This is a genomic window from Streptomyces sp. NPDC052236, assembly GCF_044548015.1.
In the GTDB taxonomy this organism is placed as follows: Bacteria; Actinomycetota; Actinomycetes; order Streptomycetales; family Streptomycetaceae; genus Streptomyces.
Genome location: NZ_JBIUBL010000020.1, coordinates 167,222 through 183,984 on the forward strand (window position 1 = coordinate 167,222; position 16,763 = coordinate 183,984).

Annotated in this window: 14 protein-coding genes and 1 pseudogene; 5 read left to right on the forward strand and 10 right to left on the reverse strand. The window is 69.1% G+C overall.

From position 1 onward, the window contains the following. Positions 1-144: 144 nt before the first annotated feature. A pseudogene (locus ACIHCQ_RS29240) lies at positions 145-303 on the forward strand (VOC family protein); the annotation flags it as partial. 261 nt (positions 304-564) lie between these two features. Here ACIHCQ_RS29240 and ACIHCQ_RS29245 read toward each other — a convergent pair. From ACIHCQ_RS29245 to ACIHCQ_RS29265, 5 genes are all read right to left on the reverse strand, one after another. Continuing rightward, positions 565-1,638 carry a methyltransferase gene (locus tag ACIHCQ_RS29245; RefSeq protein WP_399668677.1) on the reverse strand — a complete coding sequence of 358 codons (1,074 nt, stop codon included), beginning with the start codon at positions 1,636-1,638 and terminating at the stop codon, positions 565-567. A 149-nt stretch (positions 1,639-1,787) separates the two neighbouring features. After that, positions 1,788-3,353, reverse strand: a complete 1,566-nt coding sequence (locus ACIHCQ_RS29250; protein WP_399668723.1) for an alpha/beta hydrolase — start codon at positions 3,351-3,353, stop codon at positions 1,788-1,790. Positions 3,354-3,415: 62 nt separating this feature from the next. Continuing rightward, on the reverse strand, positions 3,416-3,730 hold the full coding sequence (locus ACIHCQ_RS29255; RefSeq protein ID WP_399668680.1) for a hypothetical protein: 315 nt from the start codon (positions 3,728-3,730) through the stop codon (positions 3,416-3,418). Between the two features lie 712 nt (positions 3,731-4,442). Continuing rightward, a complete protein-coding gene (locus tag ACIHCQ_RS29260) occupies positions 4,443-5,114 on the reverse strand; it encodes a response regulator (protein WP_399668725.1) in 672 nt (223 codons plus the stop codon). 152 nt (positions 5,115-5,266) lie between these two features. After that, positions 5,267-7,333: a sensor histidine kinase gene (locus ACIHCQ_RS29265; protein ID WP_399668683.1), complete on the reverse strand. Its 2,067-nt coding sequence runs from the start codon at positions 7,331-7,333 to the stop codon at positions 5,267-5,269. Between the two features lie 1,147 nt (positions 7,334-8,480). On the opposite strand from ACIHCQ_RS29265, the gene ACIHCQ_RS29270 reads away from it, so the two are divergent. Both ACIHCQ_RS29270 and ACIHCQ_RS29275 read left to right on the forward strand, forming a co-directional pair. After that, positions 8,481-8,798 carry a helix-turn-helix transcriptional regulator gene (locus tag ACIHCQ_RS29270; RefSeq protein WP_399668686.1) on the forward strand — a complete coding sequence of 106 codons (318 nt, stop codon included), beginning with the start codon at positions 8,481-8,483 and terminating at the stop codon, positions 8,796-8,798. A 10-nt stretch (positions 8,799-8,808) separates the two neighbouring features. Further along, positions 8,809-9,636 carry a 4'-phosphopantetheinyl transferase family protein gene (locus ACIHCQ_RS29275; protein WP_399668690.1) on the forward strand — a complete coding sequence of 276 codons (828 nt, stop codon included), beginning with the start codon at positions 8,809-8,811 and terminating at the stop codon, positions 9,634-9,636. Between the two features lie 88 nt (positions 9,637-9,724). Here the strand turns inward: ACIHCQ_RS29275 and ACIHCQ_RS29280 are convergent, their stop codons facing one another. The 5 genes from ACIHCQ_RS29280 to ACIHCQ_RS29300 form a co-directional block, all read right to left on the reverse strand. Continuing rightward, entirely contained in the window at positions 9,725-10,639 is a 915-nt protein-coding gene (locus tag ACIHCQ_RS29280) for an SDR family NAD(P)-dependent oxidoreductase (protein WP_399668693.1), read from the reverse strand. A gap of 72 nt (positions 10,640-10,711) precedes the next feature. Continuing rightward, complete coding sequence (locus ACIHCQ_RS29285) at positions 10,712-11,749, reverse strand: SDR family oxidoreductase (protein ID WP_399668696.1); 1,038 nt, start codon at positions 11,747-11,749, stop codon at positions 10,712-10,714. Next, a complete protein-coding gene (locus ACIHCQ_RS29290; RefSeq protein WP_399668699.1) occupies positions 11,746-13,071 on the reverse strand; it encodes an NAD(P)/FAD-dependent oxidoreductase in 1,326 nt (441 codons plus the stop codon). Before ACIHCQ_RS29290 ends, ACIHCQ_RS29285 begins: the two co-directional genes overlap by 4 nt. 40 nt (positions 13,072-13,111) lie before the next feature. Beyond that, positions 13,112-13,978, reverse strand: coding sequence for a class I SAM-dependent methyltransferase (locus ACIHCQ_RS29295; RefSeq protein WP_399668701.1), 867 nt, complete (start codon positions 13,976-13,978; stop codon positions 13,112-13,114). Beyond that, a complete protein-coding gene (locus ACIHCQ_RS29300; RefSeq protein ID WP_399668704.1) occupies positions 13,975-14,226 on the reverse strand; it encodes an acyl carrier protein in 252 nt (83 codons plus the stop codon). The genes ACIHCQ_RS29295 and ACIHCQ_RS29300 overlap by 4 nt, the downstream gene beginning before the upstream one ends. 416 nt (positions 14,227-14,642) lie before the next feature. Here ACIHCQ_RS29300 and ACIHCQ_RS29305 point away from each other — a divergent pair, with 416 nt between their 5' ends. Together ACIHCQ_RS29305 and ACIHCQ_RS29310 are read left to right on the forward strand one after the other, a co-directional pair. Continuing rightward, positions 14,643-15,494 carry an alpha/beta fold hydrolase gene (locus tag ACIHCQ_RS29305; protein WP_399668706.1) on the forward strand — a complete coding sequence of 284 codons (852 nt, stop codon included), beginning with the start codon at positions 14,643-14,645 and terminating at the stop codon, positions 15,492-15,494. 136 nt (positions 15,495-15,630) lie between these two features. Beyond that, positions 15,631-16,763, forward strand: a 1,133-nt coding sequence (locus ACIHCQ_RS29310) for a type I polyketide synthase (RefSeq protein WP_399668709.1), incomplete at its 3' end; no start/stop codon positions are given.

Sequence of the window (16,763 nt, forward strand, 5' to 3'; positions counted from 1 at the left end):
CGGAGTGGCCCAGCCGGCGTGCCAGTGAGACAACCGATTCGCCGACCTCCAGCTCTTCGGAGGCGTAGAAGTGGCGCAGGGCGTGGAAGCCGTGAGTACAGCAGTCGGCTGGGCGCAGGTATCGCGCAGCAACCGAACATCTCCGACGAGCCCGACAGCACCGAACTCCTCCTCGAACCCGCCGGTCGTCCGGCGGCCAGAACCTACCGCGACACGCTCGCCGAGGACGGCATACCATTCGCCCAGTTCGCCGTCGGCGGCGTGACGCCGGAGTACCGGCGCCTGCGCGGCCTCGGCGTCCGCGGATCGATCCACTACGCGGTGGACGCCGACGGGTGCCGGGGCGCCGTCGGACGGTACGCCACAGACTCGCCGGAGCAGGAGCGTGGCTGCCAGGGCCAGGAACCCGAAGGGCACGGCGAACTGCGCCAGGCGAATGCATCGACACGGCTCCAGCCATGGCTACTTCAGCCTCACAGCTCCCATTCGGCCCTGTCGCCCCGACAGTTACAGATTCATCCCCCAAAGCATCCCCGGACGATTAGGCCGTGACGGGACGCTCTTTCAGGACACCAACTGTGGCGCCGCCTGGACGGGTATCGCCTCCAGGACGGAAACCCGGGACGCGGATGACATCGTTCTGGCCGGCGTCAGTCCGGCCCGCTCGAAGAGGTTCTCGAACTCGTCGAGGCTGCGTTCCCGTCCGGTCGACAGTGCCATCATGTTGAGGTCCATCAGCGGCTCCAGACCGGGTGTGCCCACCTTGTCGACGAGGAGTTCCATCACCAGCACGCGCCCACCGGGCCTGAGCGCTTCCCGGCAGTTGCGCAGAATGCGTACGCAGGCGTCATCGTCCCAGTCGTGCAGGACGAACTTGAGCAGGTGCACGTCTGCGGACGGCACCTCGTCGAAGAAGTCACCGCCGACGAAGGTGAACCGGTCTGTGACGCCCAGAGCGGCCGCGGAAGCGTCGGCCTCGGAGCCCACGTGCGAAAGGTCGAGGGCCACCCCGGTCAGTCCGGGATGCCGCCGCATGAGCGTCTGGACGAGGTTGCCGCCGGCGCCGCCGACATCCACGACGACTTCGGCGCCCTCGAGGTCGATCACGTCCGCCAGTTGATGGGCCAGGCCCCGCGTCATGGCCGTCATGGCATTGGTGAAGACCTCGGCTTCTCCCGGGACCGTGGCCAGCCAGTCGAAGAAGGGGGCTCCGAGGGCGGCTTCAGCCTGGGTGGTTCCGGTGCGAATCGCATCCGACAACCGCCCCCACGGCAGCCAGTGCGACTCCGCCCCGCCCCACAGCGCCAGATCCCGCAGGGAACCCGGGACATCGGTGCGCAGGGTGTCGAGCAGGGGCGTACTGACGAACCGTTCTCCGTCCGTCGATGCCGCCAGACCGAGGGAGGCACACGCCCGCAGGAACCGGAAGGCCGAATCCGGGTCCAGTGACTCCGCCACAGCAACTTCCGCAGGCGTGGCACCGCCGACGTGCAGGTGATCGGCGATGCGCAACTCGGCTGCGGTCCGCACCACTTGGGTGACCCAATACCCTGTCATCATCTGGAGCATCCGCCCCGTGTCACCCACCGGCTGCTCGGTGGAACCCGCCGCGACGAAATCATGTTCAAACAAAGTCATGTGATGCGGCTTTCAATTCAGAGGATGGGGTGAGACCTGTTCGGAGCGGCTATGCGCCCCGAAGGGTGCCGTCGGTGACGGTGATCAGAGGCCGGGACACCGCCCGGCCGACTGTGGGCGGCGGGTCTCCCGGGCGAGGGAGGGGTCCGTCACGAGCAAGTGGTGTCGTTCTTCGGGACTGTCCCGTCGAGCAGGTACTTGTCGACCAATCCGGTCAGGCAGTCGTTGACGCCGTAGGTGCCGTGTCCCTCACCGTCGACAGTGAGGTGGACACCGACTCCCTCGCCCAGTTCGTCTGCCATCTTCTTGGCTCCCTCAACGGGGGTGGCGGGGTCGCCGGTGTTGCCGATGACGAGGATGGGGCCTGCGCCGTCGGCCGCCACCTCGACGGTGGGGGCGTGGCCGTCGACGGGCCAGCCGGTGCACTGGAGCACTCCCCAGGCCATCCAGTCGCCGAACACGGGAGATGCCTTGCGAAACTCGGGCAGATGCCGTCGCACGTCGTCGGTGGTGTAACGGTCCTTGTAGTCCGCGCAGTTCACCGCTGTGTTGGCGTCGTTGATGTTGCCGTACCCGCCCTCGTCGGTACGCTGCCTGAGGCTGTCGGAGAACACCAGCAGCATGGTGCCATCCCCTTCGGCGGCGGAGGCCAGAGCGCCCCTGAGCCACATCCAGGCCTCCTTGTCGTAGAGGGCGGCGGCGATGCCGTCGAGGGCGAGGCTCTGCGTGAGGGGGCGTTTGAACTCCGTGGCCAGAGGGTGCTCGTCCAAGCGCTCGATCAGCGTGATGACGTCCTTCTCGCCCCGGGCGGGGTCCTTGCCCCTGAAGAAGCACGAGTCGTGCTTCACGCAGTCCTCGAGAAAGTTCCGCAGTGCCTTCTGGAATCCCTTTGCCTGACCGAGTCCACTGGCCAGGATGTTCTCGGTGGGATCGACCACGGCGTCGAAGACGACTCGTCCGACCTTCTCCGGGAAGAGGTGCGCGTAGACGCCGCCCAGCTGCGTTCCGTAGGAGATGCCGAAGTAGTTCAGTTTCCTGTCGCCGAGTACGTGGCGCATCAGGTCGAGATCACGTGCGGCCTCCTGGGTGCCGACGTGCTCCAGGACCGCGCCCGAGTTGCTTTCACAGGCCTGGGCATACGAACGTGCCCTGAGGGTACGGGCCTTCTCCTCCGCGGCGTCGTCCGGGGACACGTCCGCGGCCAGCCAGGCGTCCATGACCTTCGGGTCCAGGCACTGCACGCCGGCGCTGTCCCCGACCCCACGCGGGTCGAAGCCGACCAGGTCGTAACGCTCGTGCAGTTCCATGTAGTCGTCGCCGGCGAAGAGGGGAAGCATCGACACCCCAGAGCCACCGGGGCCACCGAAGTTGAAGATCAGGGAGCCGAGGTGCTCCTCGCCGGAGCCCGGCGCGGCCTTTGCCCGGATCAGGGCGAGGTCGATGGTCCTGCCGTCGGGGTCCGCGTAGTCCAGCGGTGCCTTCATGGTGCTGCACTGCCACTTCGTACCGTCCGGCAGCTTCTCGGGCTTGTCGCCGCCGCCCTGGGCCGTCGACGGGGCAGGGCACGCCGTCCAGTTCAGCTTCTGTTCCACGAGAGTGGCGGGCACCGAGGGTGTGGCGGTGGTTCCACCGGCGTCGGTGCCGGGGTCGCAGGCCGTAACCGTGGCGGCGGCCAGTACGGCGAGCGACGCCAGGGCGACGGCGGTCCGGGGCATGCAGTGGTGCGCGGGCAGGCTCCTGTCGGCCCGAGCTCGTCGCGGGTTGAGGGGACGGACGCTCATGCGTCGACCTCCTGGTGGTAGGAGTGCCGATCGGCGCGTGTGCCCCGGAAGGACTTGATTCCCCGGTAGGCCGACGAGACGAGCGCGGCGAACAGGACGTTCACGCCGAACATGAAGGTCCACTCGGCCAGGGGGCCGGCAGCGCCCGCGGCCGATTCCAGCGCCGAGAACAGTTTCCTGCCCGCGGGGTAGAAGACGACGCACAGGAGGACGAAGAGCCAGAACGGCAGATTCTGCAGCGGCTTGGACCACGCAACGACGGCAAGGGCCAGAGCGGCGACCAGGGCGATGAGGAAATCGATTCGATCCATGTGACGATCCTTTCGCTCCGAAAACGATGCGGCGTCGGCCACCGGGAGGAACGCCACCTAGGCCGCAGGACATAGAGCGTCGGTACGACGCCCGGAACCGGCCCGGGACGCTCCCCCGGGCCGAGGCAGATGCCCCGCGGGGGGAGCCAGAGGCGTGGGACGGTCGCCACCGTGCCGCACCGTGCAGTCGGCCGTCACTGGGTCGGCTGCGCAAGGGACTTCCGTCAGGCGGCCGCCCACACACTCACCAAGGGACCGAAGCCGGGACCCGTGGCGAACGGAATCTCGTCGGCACACAACCCTGTGCCCGGCTCTGCACGTGCGTCAACGGGAAGGACACGAGGCCGACTTCGTGGGTGTCGAGGACGCAGCCCGGGGTCGGGCTCCTGCTCCGCCTCCGCAGATTCTGCTTGAGAACCGACCGGCGGACATCGGCTGATCGACCTATGTCGCTGGTTTACCTGCCTCGATGGGGAACGTCGTGAACAGCAGGTGAGCCCCACGTGTTGGCGGGCAGGACGTCGCCGCCCGAACTCGGGCAGACCGATGTCGGTGGCCCCACCCGCGCGCGCCGGCTCCGCAGGTGGTAACCCCGTTTCGAGGTCGTCATGTCGGTCAGGCCAGGCTCAACGACCCGATCGGCACCGTCGTGCGTCGGGCGGGACGGACAGCGATACGGCCCCGGCGACATCCGGACGCAGCACGGGGCCTGTCAGACGGTCGACATCCCCGACGGGCGGATCAGTCCGCTTTCGTAGGCGAAGATGGTCGCCTGAACTCGGTCCCGTAGAGCCAGTTTGCTGAGCACCGCGCTCACATGCACTTTCACCGTGCCCACGGCCAGCCCCAGACGCGCTCCGATCTCCGCGTTGCTCAAGCCCGTGGCCACCAGAAGCAGGATCTCGCGCTCGCGATGGGTGAGGCAGCCCAAGGCTCCGGCGGCTTCCTCATGGACCGGGGCTCCTTGGGCGAAGGCCGCTATCAGACGTCGCGTGACCGCGGGCGCGAGGACACCGTCACCGGAGGCGACGACCCGTATCGCGGACAGCAGATCGTCTGGCTCGGAATCCTTGAGCAGGAAGCCGGAGGCTCCGGCGCGCAACGCATCGTAGACATAGGCGTCGAGGTCGAACGTGGTGAGCACCAGGACTCTGGTGCAACTGCGGTGACGCGTGATCAGCCGGGTGGCCGACAGCCCGTCCATACCGGGCATCCGGATGTCCATCAGCACCAGATCGGGCGCGAGTTCGGCCGCCATCGACACTGCCGCGTCCCCGTCCGCGGCCTCGCCGACCACGGTCATGTCGCCCTCGGCACCCAGGATTGCCACGAAGCCCGCGCGAACGATCGCCTGATCATCCACGACCAGCACACGAATGCTGATGGTGCCTCTCCTTGCCTCGCCCACACAGGTCCCATCGCCTGCACCACATCCTCCCACGGGGGTTGTGAGCAGGGCGTACCAGGTCGGCGTGCCCACCTACGGGCAGCCAGAACGTGGTCACCCCGAGCAGTGGCGCATCGCGCCGGCCCCTCCTATGTGCGAGGGGCGCCCTGTACGGCGGTCTCCCGAGGCGCCGTGGGCGCCTTACCGGCGTCGAGGCTCCCGAGCAGCCGACGCATGGTGGCCAGCGTCGCCCTCGATGCGGCGGCGACGTCGTCCAGGCTGCCCGCTTCCGCCGAGGAGATCACCCGGGTGGTCTGCTGGAGCACCGTCTCCTGCAAACCGTCGGCGACTCGCTGCCGCTCGCTGTGGATCAGCTCCCTCGCGCCCGACAACAGGGCCGTGAGCGCCGCGTCCTCGCGGCTCAGCTCCCGCCTACGGCGCCTGTGCATCAGCCACCCCGTCCCCCACGCGGCCGTGAACCCCAGGCCTAGAGGCACCAATAGCATGACGAAGAGGAAGAACCCGTAAAGCAACAGCACGAGAAAAGAACCGGCCGGCTCCCCGAGCAGCGTTCCGTCGACGGTGAAGGCGGCCGTCATCGAGATCCCGAACGAGAGGATCACCGCGGGAACCGACAGATAAGACAGCCGGAAACCGGACGGATACGTCATCGGTGGTGTCGAGGGCCCAGCATACCGGGCGGCGGGCGCGGGTCTCAGGGCGCGGCCGTAGGCCGCGACGGCGTAGACGGCGGCCAGTTCGACGACTCCGCCGCCCAGGAGAGAGGCCGCGGTGGACGACGGCAGCACATCGCTGCGGAGCAGCACCGGCCACACGAGGGCAGTGGCCCCGATGGCCGCGAGGACCAGCCAAGGGGCACGCCGTCGCCACAACAGCGGCAGCGCGTGAACGGTCAGGACCAGCGTGAGCAGCAGGCATACCTGGACTCCGTGACCGGCATTCCTCGCGTTCGTCAGGGCGAGGCTCCACGACGCCACGGCGGCCGAGCCGAAGACCGCCCCGTCCGCGATCCGCTGTTCGCGGGTGAAGTCGCGTCGCCGTCCCATGACCGGCCGCTGTGCGGGCGGGGCATCGGGGAGCAGGGCATGCACGCGCCAGCCCCCGTCGGGACGGGGCCCTGCGGACAGCTGCCCCCCGATGGCAGCGGCGCGCCGACGCATCCCCGCCACCCCGCGGCCGGAGCCGATGCCCAACTTGTCGCCGCCGGTGCCGCCGGGCGGCTTGCCGTTGTCGACGGTCAGTCGCAGGGCGTCCCCGGCTCGCTCCGCCCGGACGCTGACCGAGGCACCCGGTGCGTAGCGCAGGGCGTTGGTCAGCGCCTCCCGGATGATGCCGTGGGCCGCCTCCGCCGCGAGGCCGGCGAGGTCAGCGGGCAGGGAAACGGAGATGGGACGGCCCAGTCTGCCGAAGCCGGCGATCAGGGCCTCGATCGGAGCGGTCATCGACGGGGGAGCCGGTGCGTCGCCCACTTGCATGACCGCCACGAGACGCCGCAGCGCGCACTGGGTCTCGCGGGCGGTGCGGCTCGCGAACGCGAGGGCTTCAGCGCCCAGTTCGGGTCTGCTGGCGCCGAGCCTGCGGGCAGCCTCGACGGACACCACGACCGAGGTGAGGTGATGCGCGCTGATGTCGTGCAACTCGTGCGCCAGCCGCTCCCGTTCGATGACGGCGGCCTGCTCCCGCTCCCTCTCGGCACGGACCAGCTGCTCTTTCGCCGCCTGCCGTTCCCGCAGCCGGTGCCGGTGGCCTGCGCCGAGAGCGGACGCCAGCAGGTAGAGGCCGACGGCGATGAGCCAGTCGGAGAAGAGAGCACCGCCGAAGCCGTGCCGTACGGTCATCGGCAGGGGCTGGACGACGGCAGCAGCGACGGTCGCGCCCAGGGCGACGGTCCAGTCGCTCAGAGCGGTGACGGAGAAGAGCGCCATCAAAACCGCCAGCCCCGGCACCAGGACCAGCATGTCGGGGGGTGCCAGAACCTGCCCCAGTACGGACACCAGGAGAATCGTGCCGAGGGCGGCGAGCGGCGTCCGGTTGCGTCGTTCGAGCGCCACGACGGTGAACGCCGTGGCGGAGCAAGCGGTGATCCACGCCGTGGTGCTCGGCGGCTCCTCCAGCGTCGGGACCGTGATGAACAACAACACTGAGTGCACTACCGCGAACAGGGCCGGCAGAAGCCAGCCTCGAGCAATCCCCATTGGCGCTAGTGTAGAGACGGTCGCAGGGCTGTGTGCCGACGGGACCTCGTTCGCTGCGAGCTCCATGTCCTGCGGCCTGTGACGTTCCCCGAGCCGGCCGGCGGGATGGCGCCGCGACCACGTCCTCGTGAGGTCCCGCCGGAGCGGTTGCGGTGCCGGTGAGCACCGTCGACCCGCCCGTGATCCCTACCAGCAGCAGCGCGTCGCTCAGACTTCCGCAGGAGCGGCCGGGCATCGAGATGCGGAACGATGTGCCGACGCACCCGCTGCTCGATGCGCTCGATGGCGGAAGGGTCTCCGCTCCGGGTGGGCCACCAGTGCCTCTCAATGTAGTCCTTGAGAGAGACGGCAAGACCGACGTCGGCGGGGCCGGGACCCGCCGACGAGAGCGCCTTGGCCGCCGCCCGGTCCACTCGGCCGTGACGCCGAGACCCCTGCCCAGCTCTTCGTTGCCGACGACCCGTTCCGGGAACCAGCCACGGCGCCGAAACCGGCCAGAGCAGATGAATTGGACAACATATGGTCACCTTGAGCTGTCTGCGGCGGCGTATGGCCCGGCGGGCACCGAAAATTCGGCCCTCCGAGGACCCTGAATGCGGGCGGCGTTTTTGCACGGAGCCGTCAATTCCACTTGCCGAAGAGTTTCCCTTACCCGCATCCGACTCCGCATACGGCCGCGAACCGGAGAGAACTGAATGAAGGGCCGGATTGCGGTACGGATTATATTTCACCACCCTGCGGAGAATTCTGTACGAGGATCGAAAGACGCACATCCACCCCTCGGCGACCACCGCCACAGGTCCGGACCGGGCCGCCCTGCCATGGCGAACCCCCATGTCACCGGCGTGAGTTGAATGATCAACTAATTGCGATCGCGGTCACCGGGTCCGCCGGTAAAGGCTTGAACTAAACCACCGCCCGCCATACGCTTCCCGGGCAGACCGACGTACATGAGCGAGGAATCCAGTTCCGACAGGCGACCCTCGCCATGGGGGTACAGTGCGAGTGGCGCAAGCCACAACAGCGACCGGCCAGTTCGGGCGCTGTCTTACTTTACTGTCGGGTCGAAGGGGGAATGTCGGTTGTGTGTAATAAATCGATCCGATTCCTCCCGAGGTGACGACTTCCTCAAGGAGTTGGAGAACGCATGCACGGGGAGAAGCTTCAGGTCGGCGGAGGCGTCGATAGACGAATAGGGGTCGGTGGTGGCCGCCTGGCATCGGTGGAACGGTCCGCTCTACAGGTGCTGACGCCACGGGAGCTCGAAGTGTTCAGCGTGCTGCCGGACGGTGAGGGGAACCGCGAGCTCGCCCGTCGGCTCGGCATCGCAGAGCGTACGGTCAAGGCCCATCTGACCAGCATCACGAGGAAGCTGGGGCTGCGGTCCCGGGTGGAGGCCGCACTCCTCTCTGCGGAGTGGTCGGACGACCTCCGGCCCGATCCGAAGGGCCTCGACAGGCCGTAGCGACACCTTCATGACTGAGTCCCTTCCGGTGGGGGCGGCGGGCGGGCCGCCCGGACCTCACGACACCGGCACGGGCGATCCGCTCGGCACGGGCGATCCGCTCGACACGGCGGACAGGATCGACGCGGTCGACGTGTGGACACTGTGGATTCCGGACCACGCCGCAGCAGCCGCCGCGCGCGCCGGGATCCTCGACGCCGAAGAGGCGAAGCGTGCCGCCGGGTTCCAGGACCCGGCGGCACGCACGCGCTTCGTCACGTCCCACGTGGCACTGCGCGTGCTGCTCGGCGCCCGTCTCGGCACCGCTCCACAGGACGTCGCCCTCGTGCGCGAGCGGTGCGGGATGCCCGGCTGCGAAAAGCCGCACGGGCGTCCCGCCGTCGCCGGCCACCCCGGGGTGCACTTCTCGCTCTCGCACGCCGGGGACGTCGCGCTCTACGCGCTGGCCGCGTCGCCGGTCGGGGCCGACATCGAGTCCCTGGAACTGGCCGGCGACGGCCTCGAACGGATGGCCCGGCGCCTGCACCCCGACGAGCGGCGCGCCCTCGACACCCTGCCTCCGACGGTGCGTCGGGAAGCGCTGCTCGGTTGCTGGGTGCGCAAGGAAGCCTTCCTCAAGGGGCTCGGCACCGGACTGCCCGGCGGGGTCGGGGCCCATCACGTCGGCCTCGCCGCGGCACTGGCTCCGCCCTGGGCACCGCCCGTGCCCGACGGCTGGGCCCTCCTCGACGTACCCCCGCCCGACGGCTGTCACGCGGCCGTCGCCCTGCGTCTCCAGGGCCCCGCCGGACGGGGACGGCTCCCCACCATGCGTACCTCCCGGCTGCTGCTGGAATGATTCGACGACTGGCCGGCGTGGGAGATGTGGCCGAGGTGCCCGGCCGAGGTGAGCAGCTGACCGGCCCGACGCCGTCGAGCCGCTCGCCCTACCGCTCCGCCGCCGACTTGACCACCTTGTTCAGCCGGTGCATCCGGGTCGCCAGGCTCATCCGGCCCTCCAGGCGGAACGCCGGCGGCCGCCGTCCGTCCACGTCGGCGAAGCCGTACTCGACCGCCAGGTCGCCGGTGCTGAGCACCTCGCCCGTGCGCTCCATCACCTCGGGGTCCGCGAGCAGGGCCGCGATCGCCCGCCCCACGTACTCCGGGGAGTGCACCACCGACGCGGGACCGTCGCCCATCGCCTCCCAGGCGGCCTCCACCCGCTCCGTACGGACGAAGCCCGGGTGCAGGGAGAGCGCCGCGACGCCCTTCTTTCGCAGGTCGGCGGCAAAGCCCCGGCACATACGGTCGGAGGCCGACTTGAAGACGTCGTAGCCGACCTGGCCGAGGTAGATGTCGCCGTCGGAGAAGCTGATGCCGACGACCAGGCCGCTCTGCTGCGGCAGCATCAGCGGGACGAGCCTGCGGGTGACGTCGTACTGCGCGCGCAGCGACGTCTCGAACAGGTCGTAACGCCACATCGGCTGGTCCCAGAAGGGCGCGTCGAAGCGGACCTCGGAGGAGCGTTCATAGCCTCCCCAGGCGTTGTTGACCAGCAGATCCAACTTGCCGTGGTCGTCCTGGACGCGGGCGGCGAGCGCCGCGTTGTCCGCGGTCGCTCCGTGGTCGCAGCGCACGGCGACGCCCTTGCCGCCGCGCTCGGTGACCTCCTCGGCGGTGTCGTCCACCGTGCCGGGCAGTCCTTCGGTGCGCGCGCCGTCCCGAGTGCTGCGGCCCGTGACATACACGGTGGCGCCCGCGGCACCGAGCGCGAGCGCAATGCCGCGGCCCACGCCACGGCTGGCGCCGGTGACCACGGCCACCTTGCCGCCCAGGTCCGGCGAGTTCCAGTCGTCGTTCACAGCACTGTCCTTCCGTTCGTCCGGCCGCTTGGACCGGCCGTTCACTCTGGCCGCGTGATCCGGCTGTTCGGTCTAGCCGAGGTGCTCCGCGGCGTACTCCAGGCTCGCCAAGTACGCCGTCGTGTCGTCGACTTGTGGAATGCCATAGCGCTCGCGCAGCTCGGGCATGGAGGTGGGCAGCACGCCGCCGCTGCACCGGGTGACCTCGCTGACGTCGCGCAGGACGGACAGGAAGGCGCGGGTCCGCGGGGCGGTGTTCTCGATGGCGTCCGGGGCGAGCTCGTCGGCGTTCACCACCTGCGGCGGTGTCAGCGAACGTCCGCGCCCGGCTGCGTGCTTGACCAGCACCCGCAGGCAGGACTCGATGTCCATGGCCTCCGGGCCGTACGTCACCCAGAACTCCCCCGCGTCGTCACCCAGTTCGATGGCGCGCAGGACCGCCTTGGACAGCAGGTCCTGCGGGACGAAATCCATCCGGATGCCCGGGTGCGCGGGGATGAAGGGCGCTCTGCCGCGGCCCAGCCAGTCCGACATCAGCTGCACGATCTGGCCCTGCGAGGTCCAGCCCGTGCTGGAGTCGCCGATGAGGTTGGTGGGACGGAAGACGGTGTGCCGCACCCCGCTGTCGCGCAGGACGTGCTCCGCCTCGCGCTTGGAGCTGATGTAGTTGCGGCAGACGTTGTCCGCGCCGAGCGGCACGGGCGCGGTGTCCGCGAGCGCGGCGACGAACGCCGTGCTCATGAAGTGGACGGTGGCGTCCGCCCGTTCGGCGAACTCCGCGACCCGCCGGGTGCCCTCGATATTGATCGGACGGTAGTCCTCGGCGGGCAGGCCCCACTCGGTCAGGCCCGCGGAGTGGATGACGACGTCGACCTCGGCGGCGAGGGCGGCGTAGTTGTCCTCGTCGAGACCGAAGCGCTCCGCGGTCATGTCCAGGCGGACCGACCGCGCGTCCCCGGCCTCGGGCACCGGCGTGCTGTGGGTGGCCACGACGAACCGCGGGCCGCCCGGCTCCCGCAGGAGGGAGCGTCCGACGACCCCGGACGCGCCGGTCAGGAGGACGGTGGGGCGAGCGCCCGCGCCGCTGCCGCCGCTCACGGTACGGCTCATGCGCGGGAGTCCTTCCAGTCCATCAGCCGTGCCATGGCACGGGTGCCGGCGAACAGGACCGGGTCGGGCGGGAAGGAGGCGGGCGGCTTGCGCCGCTCGTCGTCCACGAAGAGCAGCCGCGAATAGTCCGTTTCCTTGCCGAGCGTGAGGTCGCGCAGGACCTTGCCGCCGGTGTGGGTGGCCGCGATGCCGTTGCCGCAATAGCCGTATCCGTACAGGATGTTGCCGCCACCGAGCCTGCCGAAGTGCGGGGCGAAGTCACGGACGACATCGGCGGTCCCGCCGTATGCGTAGCTGAACTCCACGTCGCCCCACATCGGGAAGAACCGCAGGAACCCCCGGTGGATCTCCTGGTAGACCTCGGGCCGGTTCATGTTCCGCTGCCGCTTGTCCCTGCCGTAGTAGTACGGGGCCGGGCCGCCGGCGAACATGATGCGGTTGTCGTGCGTGAAACGGGCGCAGGTCAGCAGGGACTTGGCCTCGACCAGGCCCTCGCGCCCCTCCCAGTTCACGCGTCCCAACTGCGCGTCGGTGAGCGGCTCGCTCACCATCGCGTACGTCCAGATCGGGATGACCTTCCTGCGGAACGGCGGGAAGGCGTCCATGTGAACGTTGGTGGCCAGGACGACCTTGTCCGCCTTGACCTGCCCGCCGGCGGTCACGACGGTCGGCCGCACTCCCGGTTCCACGTGCAGGCAGGGTGAGTTGTCGTAGATCGTCACGCCCTTCTCGCGCACCACGCGGGCGAGGCCGCGGGAGAGTTTGAAGGGGTTCACGAGCGCGCCGCCGGTGCGCATGCTGCCGAGCACCGCGGGCGAGCCGATGACGGCCTGGGACTCCTCGCGCGAGAGGATCTCCGCCTGCGAGGCGCCCATCCGCTCGGCGAGACCGCGGTCGTGCTCCAGCCGCTTGAGCTGGGCGGCGTCGGTGGCCACCATCAGGTAGTCGTTGGCCTCGTACTCCGCGTCGACGCGGTTCCTACGGGCGAACCTGCCGATTTCCAGGATCGACCGGCCGACCGCCTGCGACGCCTCAAGCGCGCGCTGGAGCCCGAATTCCTTCACCAAAGCTTGGATGTCTTTGCCGATGGTTGGCGTGACGAATCCGTCGGCGCGGCCCGAGGCGCCGTAGCCGGAGTGGTTCGCTTCGACGATGCGGATGTCGAGCGCGGGCTCGGCCTCTTTGAGAAAGTAGGCGGTCCAGAGTCCCGTGAAACCGCCGCCGACGATGCAGACGTCGCAGTCAACGGATTCCCTCAGAGGGGCCTCGACAGTGACCTTTTCGGTGTCGTGCCAATAGACGACATGCTTGTACGCGTTCAAATCAGTGCTCCTCGAGAGGACCCGCCGGTGGAACTGTCGGTCACACGGCTTCGAGGGTGATTCTCGACAGGCCCAGATGACGGTTCCTGAAGTGGCCGACCGTGGAGCTCAGATACCGCTCGTAGTTGGCGACGTTTTCCTCACCGGCCACCTTCACGGCCTGATCACGGTTGGCCCGCAACCGGTCGAGCCATTCCTGGCAGGTGCGGCTGTAGTGATCCGGGTCATTGCGCAGATGGACGACGTCAAAGCGCTTCTCGCTCGATTCGAGAACCTCGGAGAGCGCCGGAATCTCGGACTCCGGGAAAATGATGTCGATGATGAAAAGCAGGTCCCGCACGGTCTGCTTGTCCATCTGGACATTGTTTCCCTTGATGTTCGTCTGCAGCGCGATCCTGCCGCCCTTGGGCAGCCAGTCGCGGCAGCGCTCGAAGAACTCGCGGTACGCGGCGACCCGCTCGGCACGGGACAGGCCGGTGCGCGCGAAGTGCTCGAAGGCGCCGATGGAGATGATCGCGTCGTACTGCTCGGCGGGCTCGTGGTCGAGCCAGTTCTCCACCCGCACCTCGGTCCGCTCCAGCGCCAGCTCACGCAGGCGTTCCGCCTGGCTGTCGCTGAGCGTGAGGCCGACGGCCTGCTGCACGCCGTGCGTGCGGACCAGCCGTTCGAGCAGGCTTCCCCAGCCGCAGCCGACGTCGAGGACGCGGCGCGCGCCGGCCGCCCGCGCACCCTCGATCAGGTAGTCGAGCTTGCGCTTCTGGGCGCTTTCGAGCGTGTCACCCTCGCCCCACAGCGCACACGTGTACGTGAGGTCCGTGTCCAGCCACAGCGCGAAGAAGTCGTTGGAGACGTCGTAATGATGCTTGATGGACTTCGCGGTGGCGCCCTGGTAATCGATGGCCGTCACGCGGCGGCACTGCCCTGCTTGGTCTCCTCGGCGAGCTTCACCAGGTCCGCGACCGTCTTCACGCTCGCGGCCTTGCTCTCGTCGAATTCCATGTCGAGGTCGTCCTCGATGGTGTAGACGATGTCGGCGATCTGGAGGCTCGACAGGCCCACGGAGTCAAAAGCGGTGTCCTCGTTCAGGGTGTACGAATTCGCCTTGCTGCCGAGCTTCTTGGCAATGCGGACACATACTTCTTCAGCAGTGATCACGGGGCAGCCTTTCCGATGCACGGTAAGTGGGATGACCGAGGTTCTGTGAGCCCCGCGATCCGGCTGCTGCGCCAGAGGATCGAGGGTGGGATTCCGGAGAAATGACCTCTGGAGTGCGGGCTGAAGCCGCACGGCGTACCTCGTCCGTGCACTCGTCCTTCACCTTGCGGCGGACGGCTCCGGCACGGGAGTTGCCACGGTACCCAGACGGCCGTCGGGCGACTATTGCCCTTAAGGGCAATGATCATTCTTGGTCGAGATTGTTGCTGGCTAAAAAGAGTCTGAGATGTTTTGCTTACCCCGGCGCACCCGTCCGGGCGGCCGCCACGCCGCCCAACTGGGAGTGTTGCGTCTGCGTCCGGTGCGAGCATCCCTTCGCGACTTCCCGAACCCGTACAGCCCCGAGGAGATGTGAAATGGCTGAGGTAGACCTTTCGGCCGGCACCGTGGAGTATCAGGACACCGGCGGTGAGGGGCCGGTCGTGGTCCTGCTGCACGGTGTCGCGATGGACGGCTCCCTGTGGCGTAACGTGGTGGCACCTCTGCGTTCCGAATTCCGGTGCGTGGTACCGACGTTGCCGCTGGGTGGTCACCGTCGGCCGATGAAGCCGGACGCGGACCTGTCGATCGTGGGCGTGGCCCGGCTGGTCGCGGAGTTCCTCGACCGGCTCGACCTGCGCGACGTCACGCTGGTAATGAGCGACTGGGGCGGTGCGCAGGCCCTGGTCTCCGAGGGCAGGGACGAGCGCATCGGGCGCCTCGTCATCACCTCGTGCGAGGCGTTCGACAACTTCCCGCCGGGCATGCCCGGAAGCAACCTCTTCACCTCGGCGAAGCTGCCGGGCGGCATCAACTTCGCCTTCAAACTGCTGAAGTGGAAGCCGATGCGCCGGCTGCCCATGACCTGGGGCTGGATGAGCAAGCGGCCGGTCCCGCACGAGGTGATGAACGCCTGGTTCGAACCGCTGTGGACATCGAAGGAGATCCGCCGCGACCTGCGCAAGTACGTGCTCGGGGTGCCGCCGAAGAGTGAACTGCTCGGCTGGGCCGAGAAGTTGTGCGACTTCGACCGGCCCGCGCTCGTGGTCTGGGCCGCCGAGGACAAGGTGATGCCGCCCGAGCACGGGCGCAGGCTCGCCGAGCTGCTGCCCAGGGGCCGGCTCGTCGAGATCGAAGACAGCTACACCCTCATTCCCGAGGACCAGCCGGAACAGCTCAGCGCGCACATCCGGTCCTTCCTGCTGACGGGCAAGACCACCTCCTCGTAGGAGGCTCCCTGGAGGAGTGCCTCCCAGCAGGAGGACGGCCTCCCACCAGGGCGGACGACGGAACTCTGTGGCCGCATCCCGTACCCGGGAGCGGCGGCGAGGCGCGGGGGCGCAGGGAGACGACGTGGAGGACTACATGGCTGACCCGATGGACGAGCGGACCCGGCGATCAGGGTCGGCCGAGGACGTGCGGGCCGGAGAGTCCGGGCCGGCCGAGGGCTTGGCGGGGCGCCTGGCCGGGCTGCCGGCCGACCGCCGCCCGGCGGCCCTGCTCGACCTGGTCCGCGAGGAGACCGCGGGCCTGGCGGGCACGGACCCGCTCGACATCGACCCGGAGATGGCCTACCGCGACTACGGCTACAACTCCCTCGCGGCCGTGGAGCTGACCAGTCGGCTGAGCCGGGCCACCGGCCTCGAACTGCCGCTCACCCTGCTCTTCGACCACCCGACGGCGGCCGCCGTGGCGGAGCACCTGCTCGGCCTGCTCGGCTTCGCGCACCCCGAGGACGACGCCCCGGAAGCGCAGGGCGCGGGCCCGGACCCCGACGACGACCCCATCGCCGTCGTGGGCATGGCCTGCCGTTACCCGGGCGGCGTGACGTCCCCCGCCGGCCTGTGGGACGTGGTGGCCGCCGGGCGCGACGTCGTCTCGGACTTCCCCGCGGACCGGGGCTGGGACCTCGACGGCCTCTTCTGTGCCGACCCCGAGCAGCCCGGCACGACGTACGCTCGCACCGGCGGATTCCTCGACCCGGTCGCCGACTTCGACGCGGAGTTCTTCGGCATCGCGCGCCGCGAGGCCCTGGCGATGGACCCGCAGCAGCGGCTGCTCCTGCAGACCGTCTGGGAGTCCCTGGAGAACGCGGGCATCGAACCCGGGCGCCTGAAGAAGTCGCGGACCGGCGTGTACATGGGCAGCAGCGGCCAGGACTACGAGAACGTGGCGCGGTCCGGCCCCGGCGAGCTGGAGGGCTACTGGGGCATCGGCTCGGCGGGCAGCGTCCTGTCGGGCCGGGTCGCCTACGCCTTCGGCTTCGAGGGTCCTGCCCTCACCGTCGACACGGCCTGTTCGTCGTCACTGGTGAGCGTGCACCTGGCGGTGCACGCGCTGCGCCGGGGCGAGTGCACGCTCGCCGTGGCGGGCGGCGCCACCGTGATGGCCACGCCGAAGGTCTTCACCGAGTTCAGCAGGCAGCGCGCGCTCTCGCCGGACGGCCGGTGCCGTTCGTACGCGGAGGCCGCCGACGGCACCGGCTGGGGCGAGGGAGT

Bases quoted from the DNA above. Each gene is read 5' to 3' on its own strand.
- ACIHCQ_RS29245 (WP_399668677.1), bottom strand. From the start codon at position 1,638: ATGACTTTGTTTGAACATGATTTCGTCGCGGCGGGTTCCACCGAGCAG.
- ACIHCQ_RS29250 (WP_399668723.1), bottom strand. From the start codon at position 3,353: ATGCCCCGGACCGCCGTCGCCCTGGCGTCGCTCGCCGTACTGGCCGCC.
- ACIHCQ_RS29305 (WP_399668706.1), top strand. From the start codon at position 14,643: ATGGCTGAGGTAGACCTTTCGGCCGGCACCGTGGAGTATCAGGACACC.
- ACIHCQ_RS29270 (WP_399668686.1), top strand. From the start codon at position 8,481: ATGCACGGGGAGAAGCTTCAGGTCGGCGGAGGCGTCGATAGACGAATA.
- ACIHCQ_RS29275 (WP_399668690.1), top strand. From the start codon at position 8,809: ATGACTGAGTCCCTTCCGGTGGGGGCGGCGGGCGGGCCGCCCGGACCT.
- ACIHCQ_RS29255 (WP_399668680.1), bottom strand. From the start codon at position 3,730: ATGGATCGAATCGATTTCCTCATCGCCCTGGTCGCCGCTCTGGCCCTT.
- ACIHCQ_RS29265 (WP_399668683.1), bottom strand. From the start codon at position 7,333: ATGGGGATTGCTCGAGGCTGGCTTCTGCCGGCCCTGTTCGCGGTAGTG.
- ACIHCQ_RS29285 (WP_399668696.1), bottom strand. From the start codon at position 11,749: ATGAGCCGTACCGTGAGCGGCGGCAGCGGCGCGGGCGCTCGCCCCACC.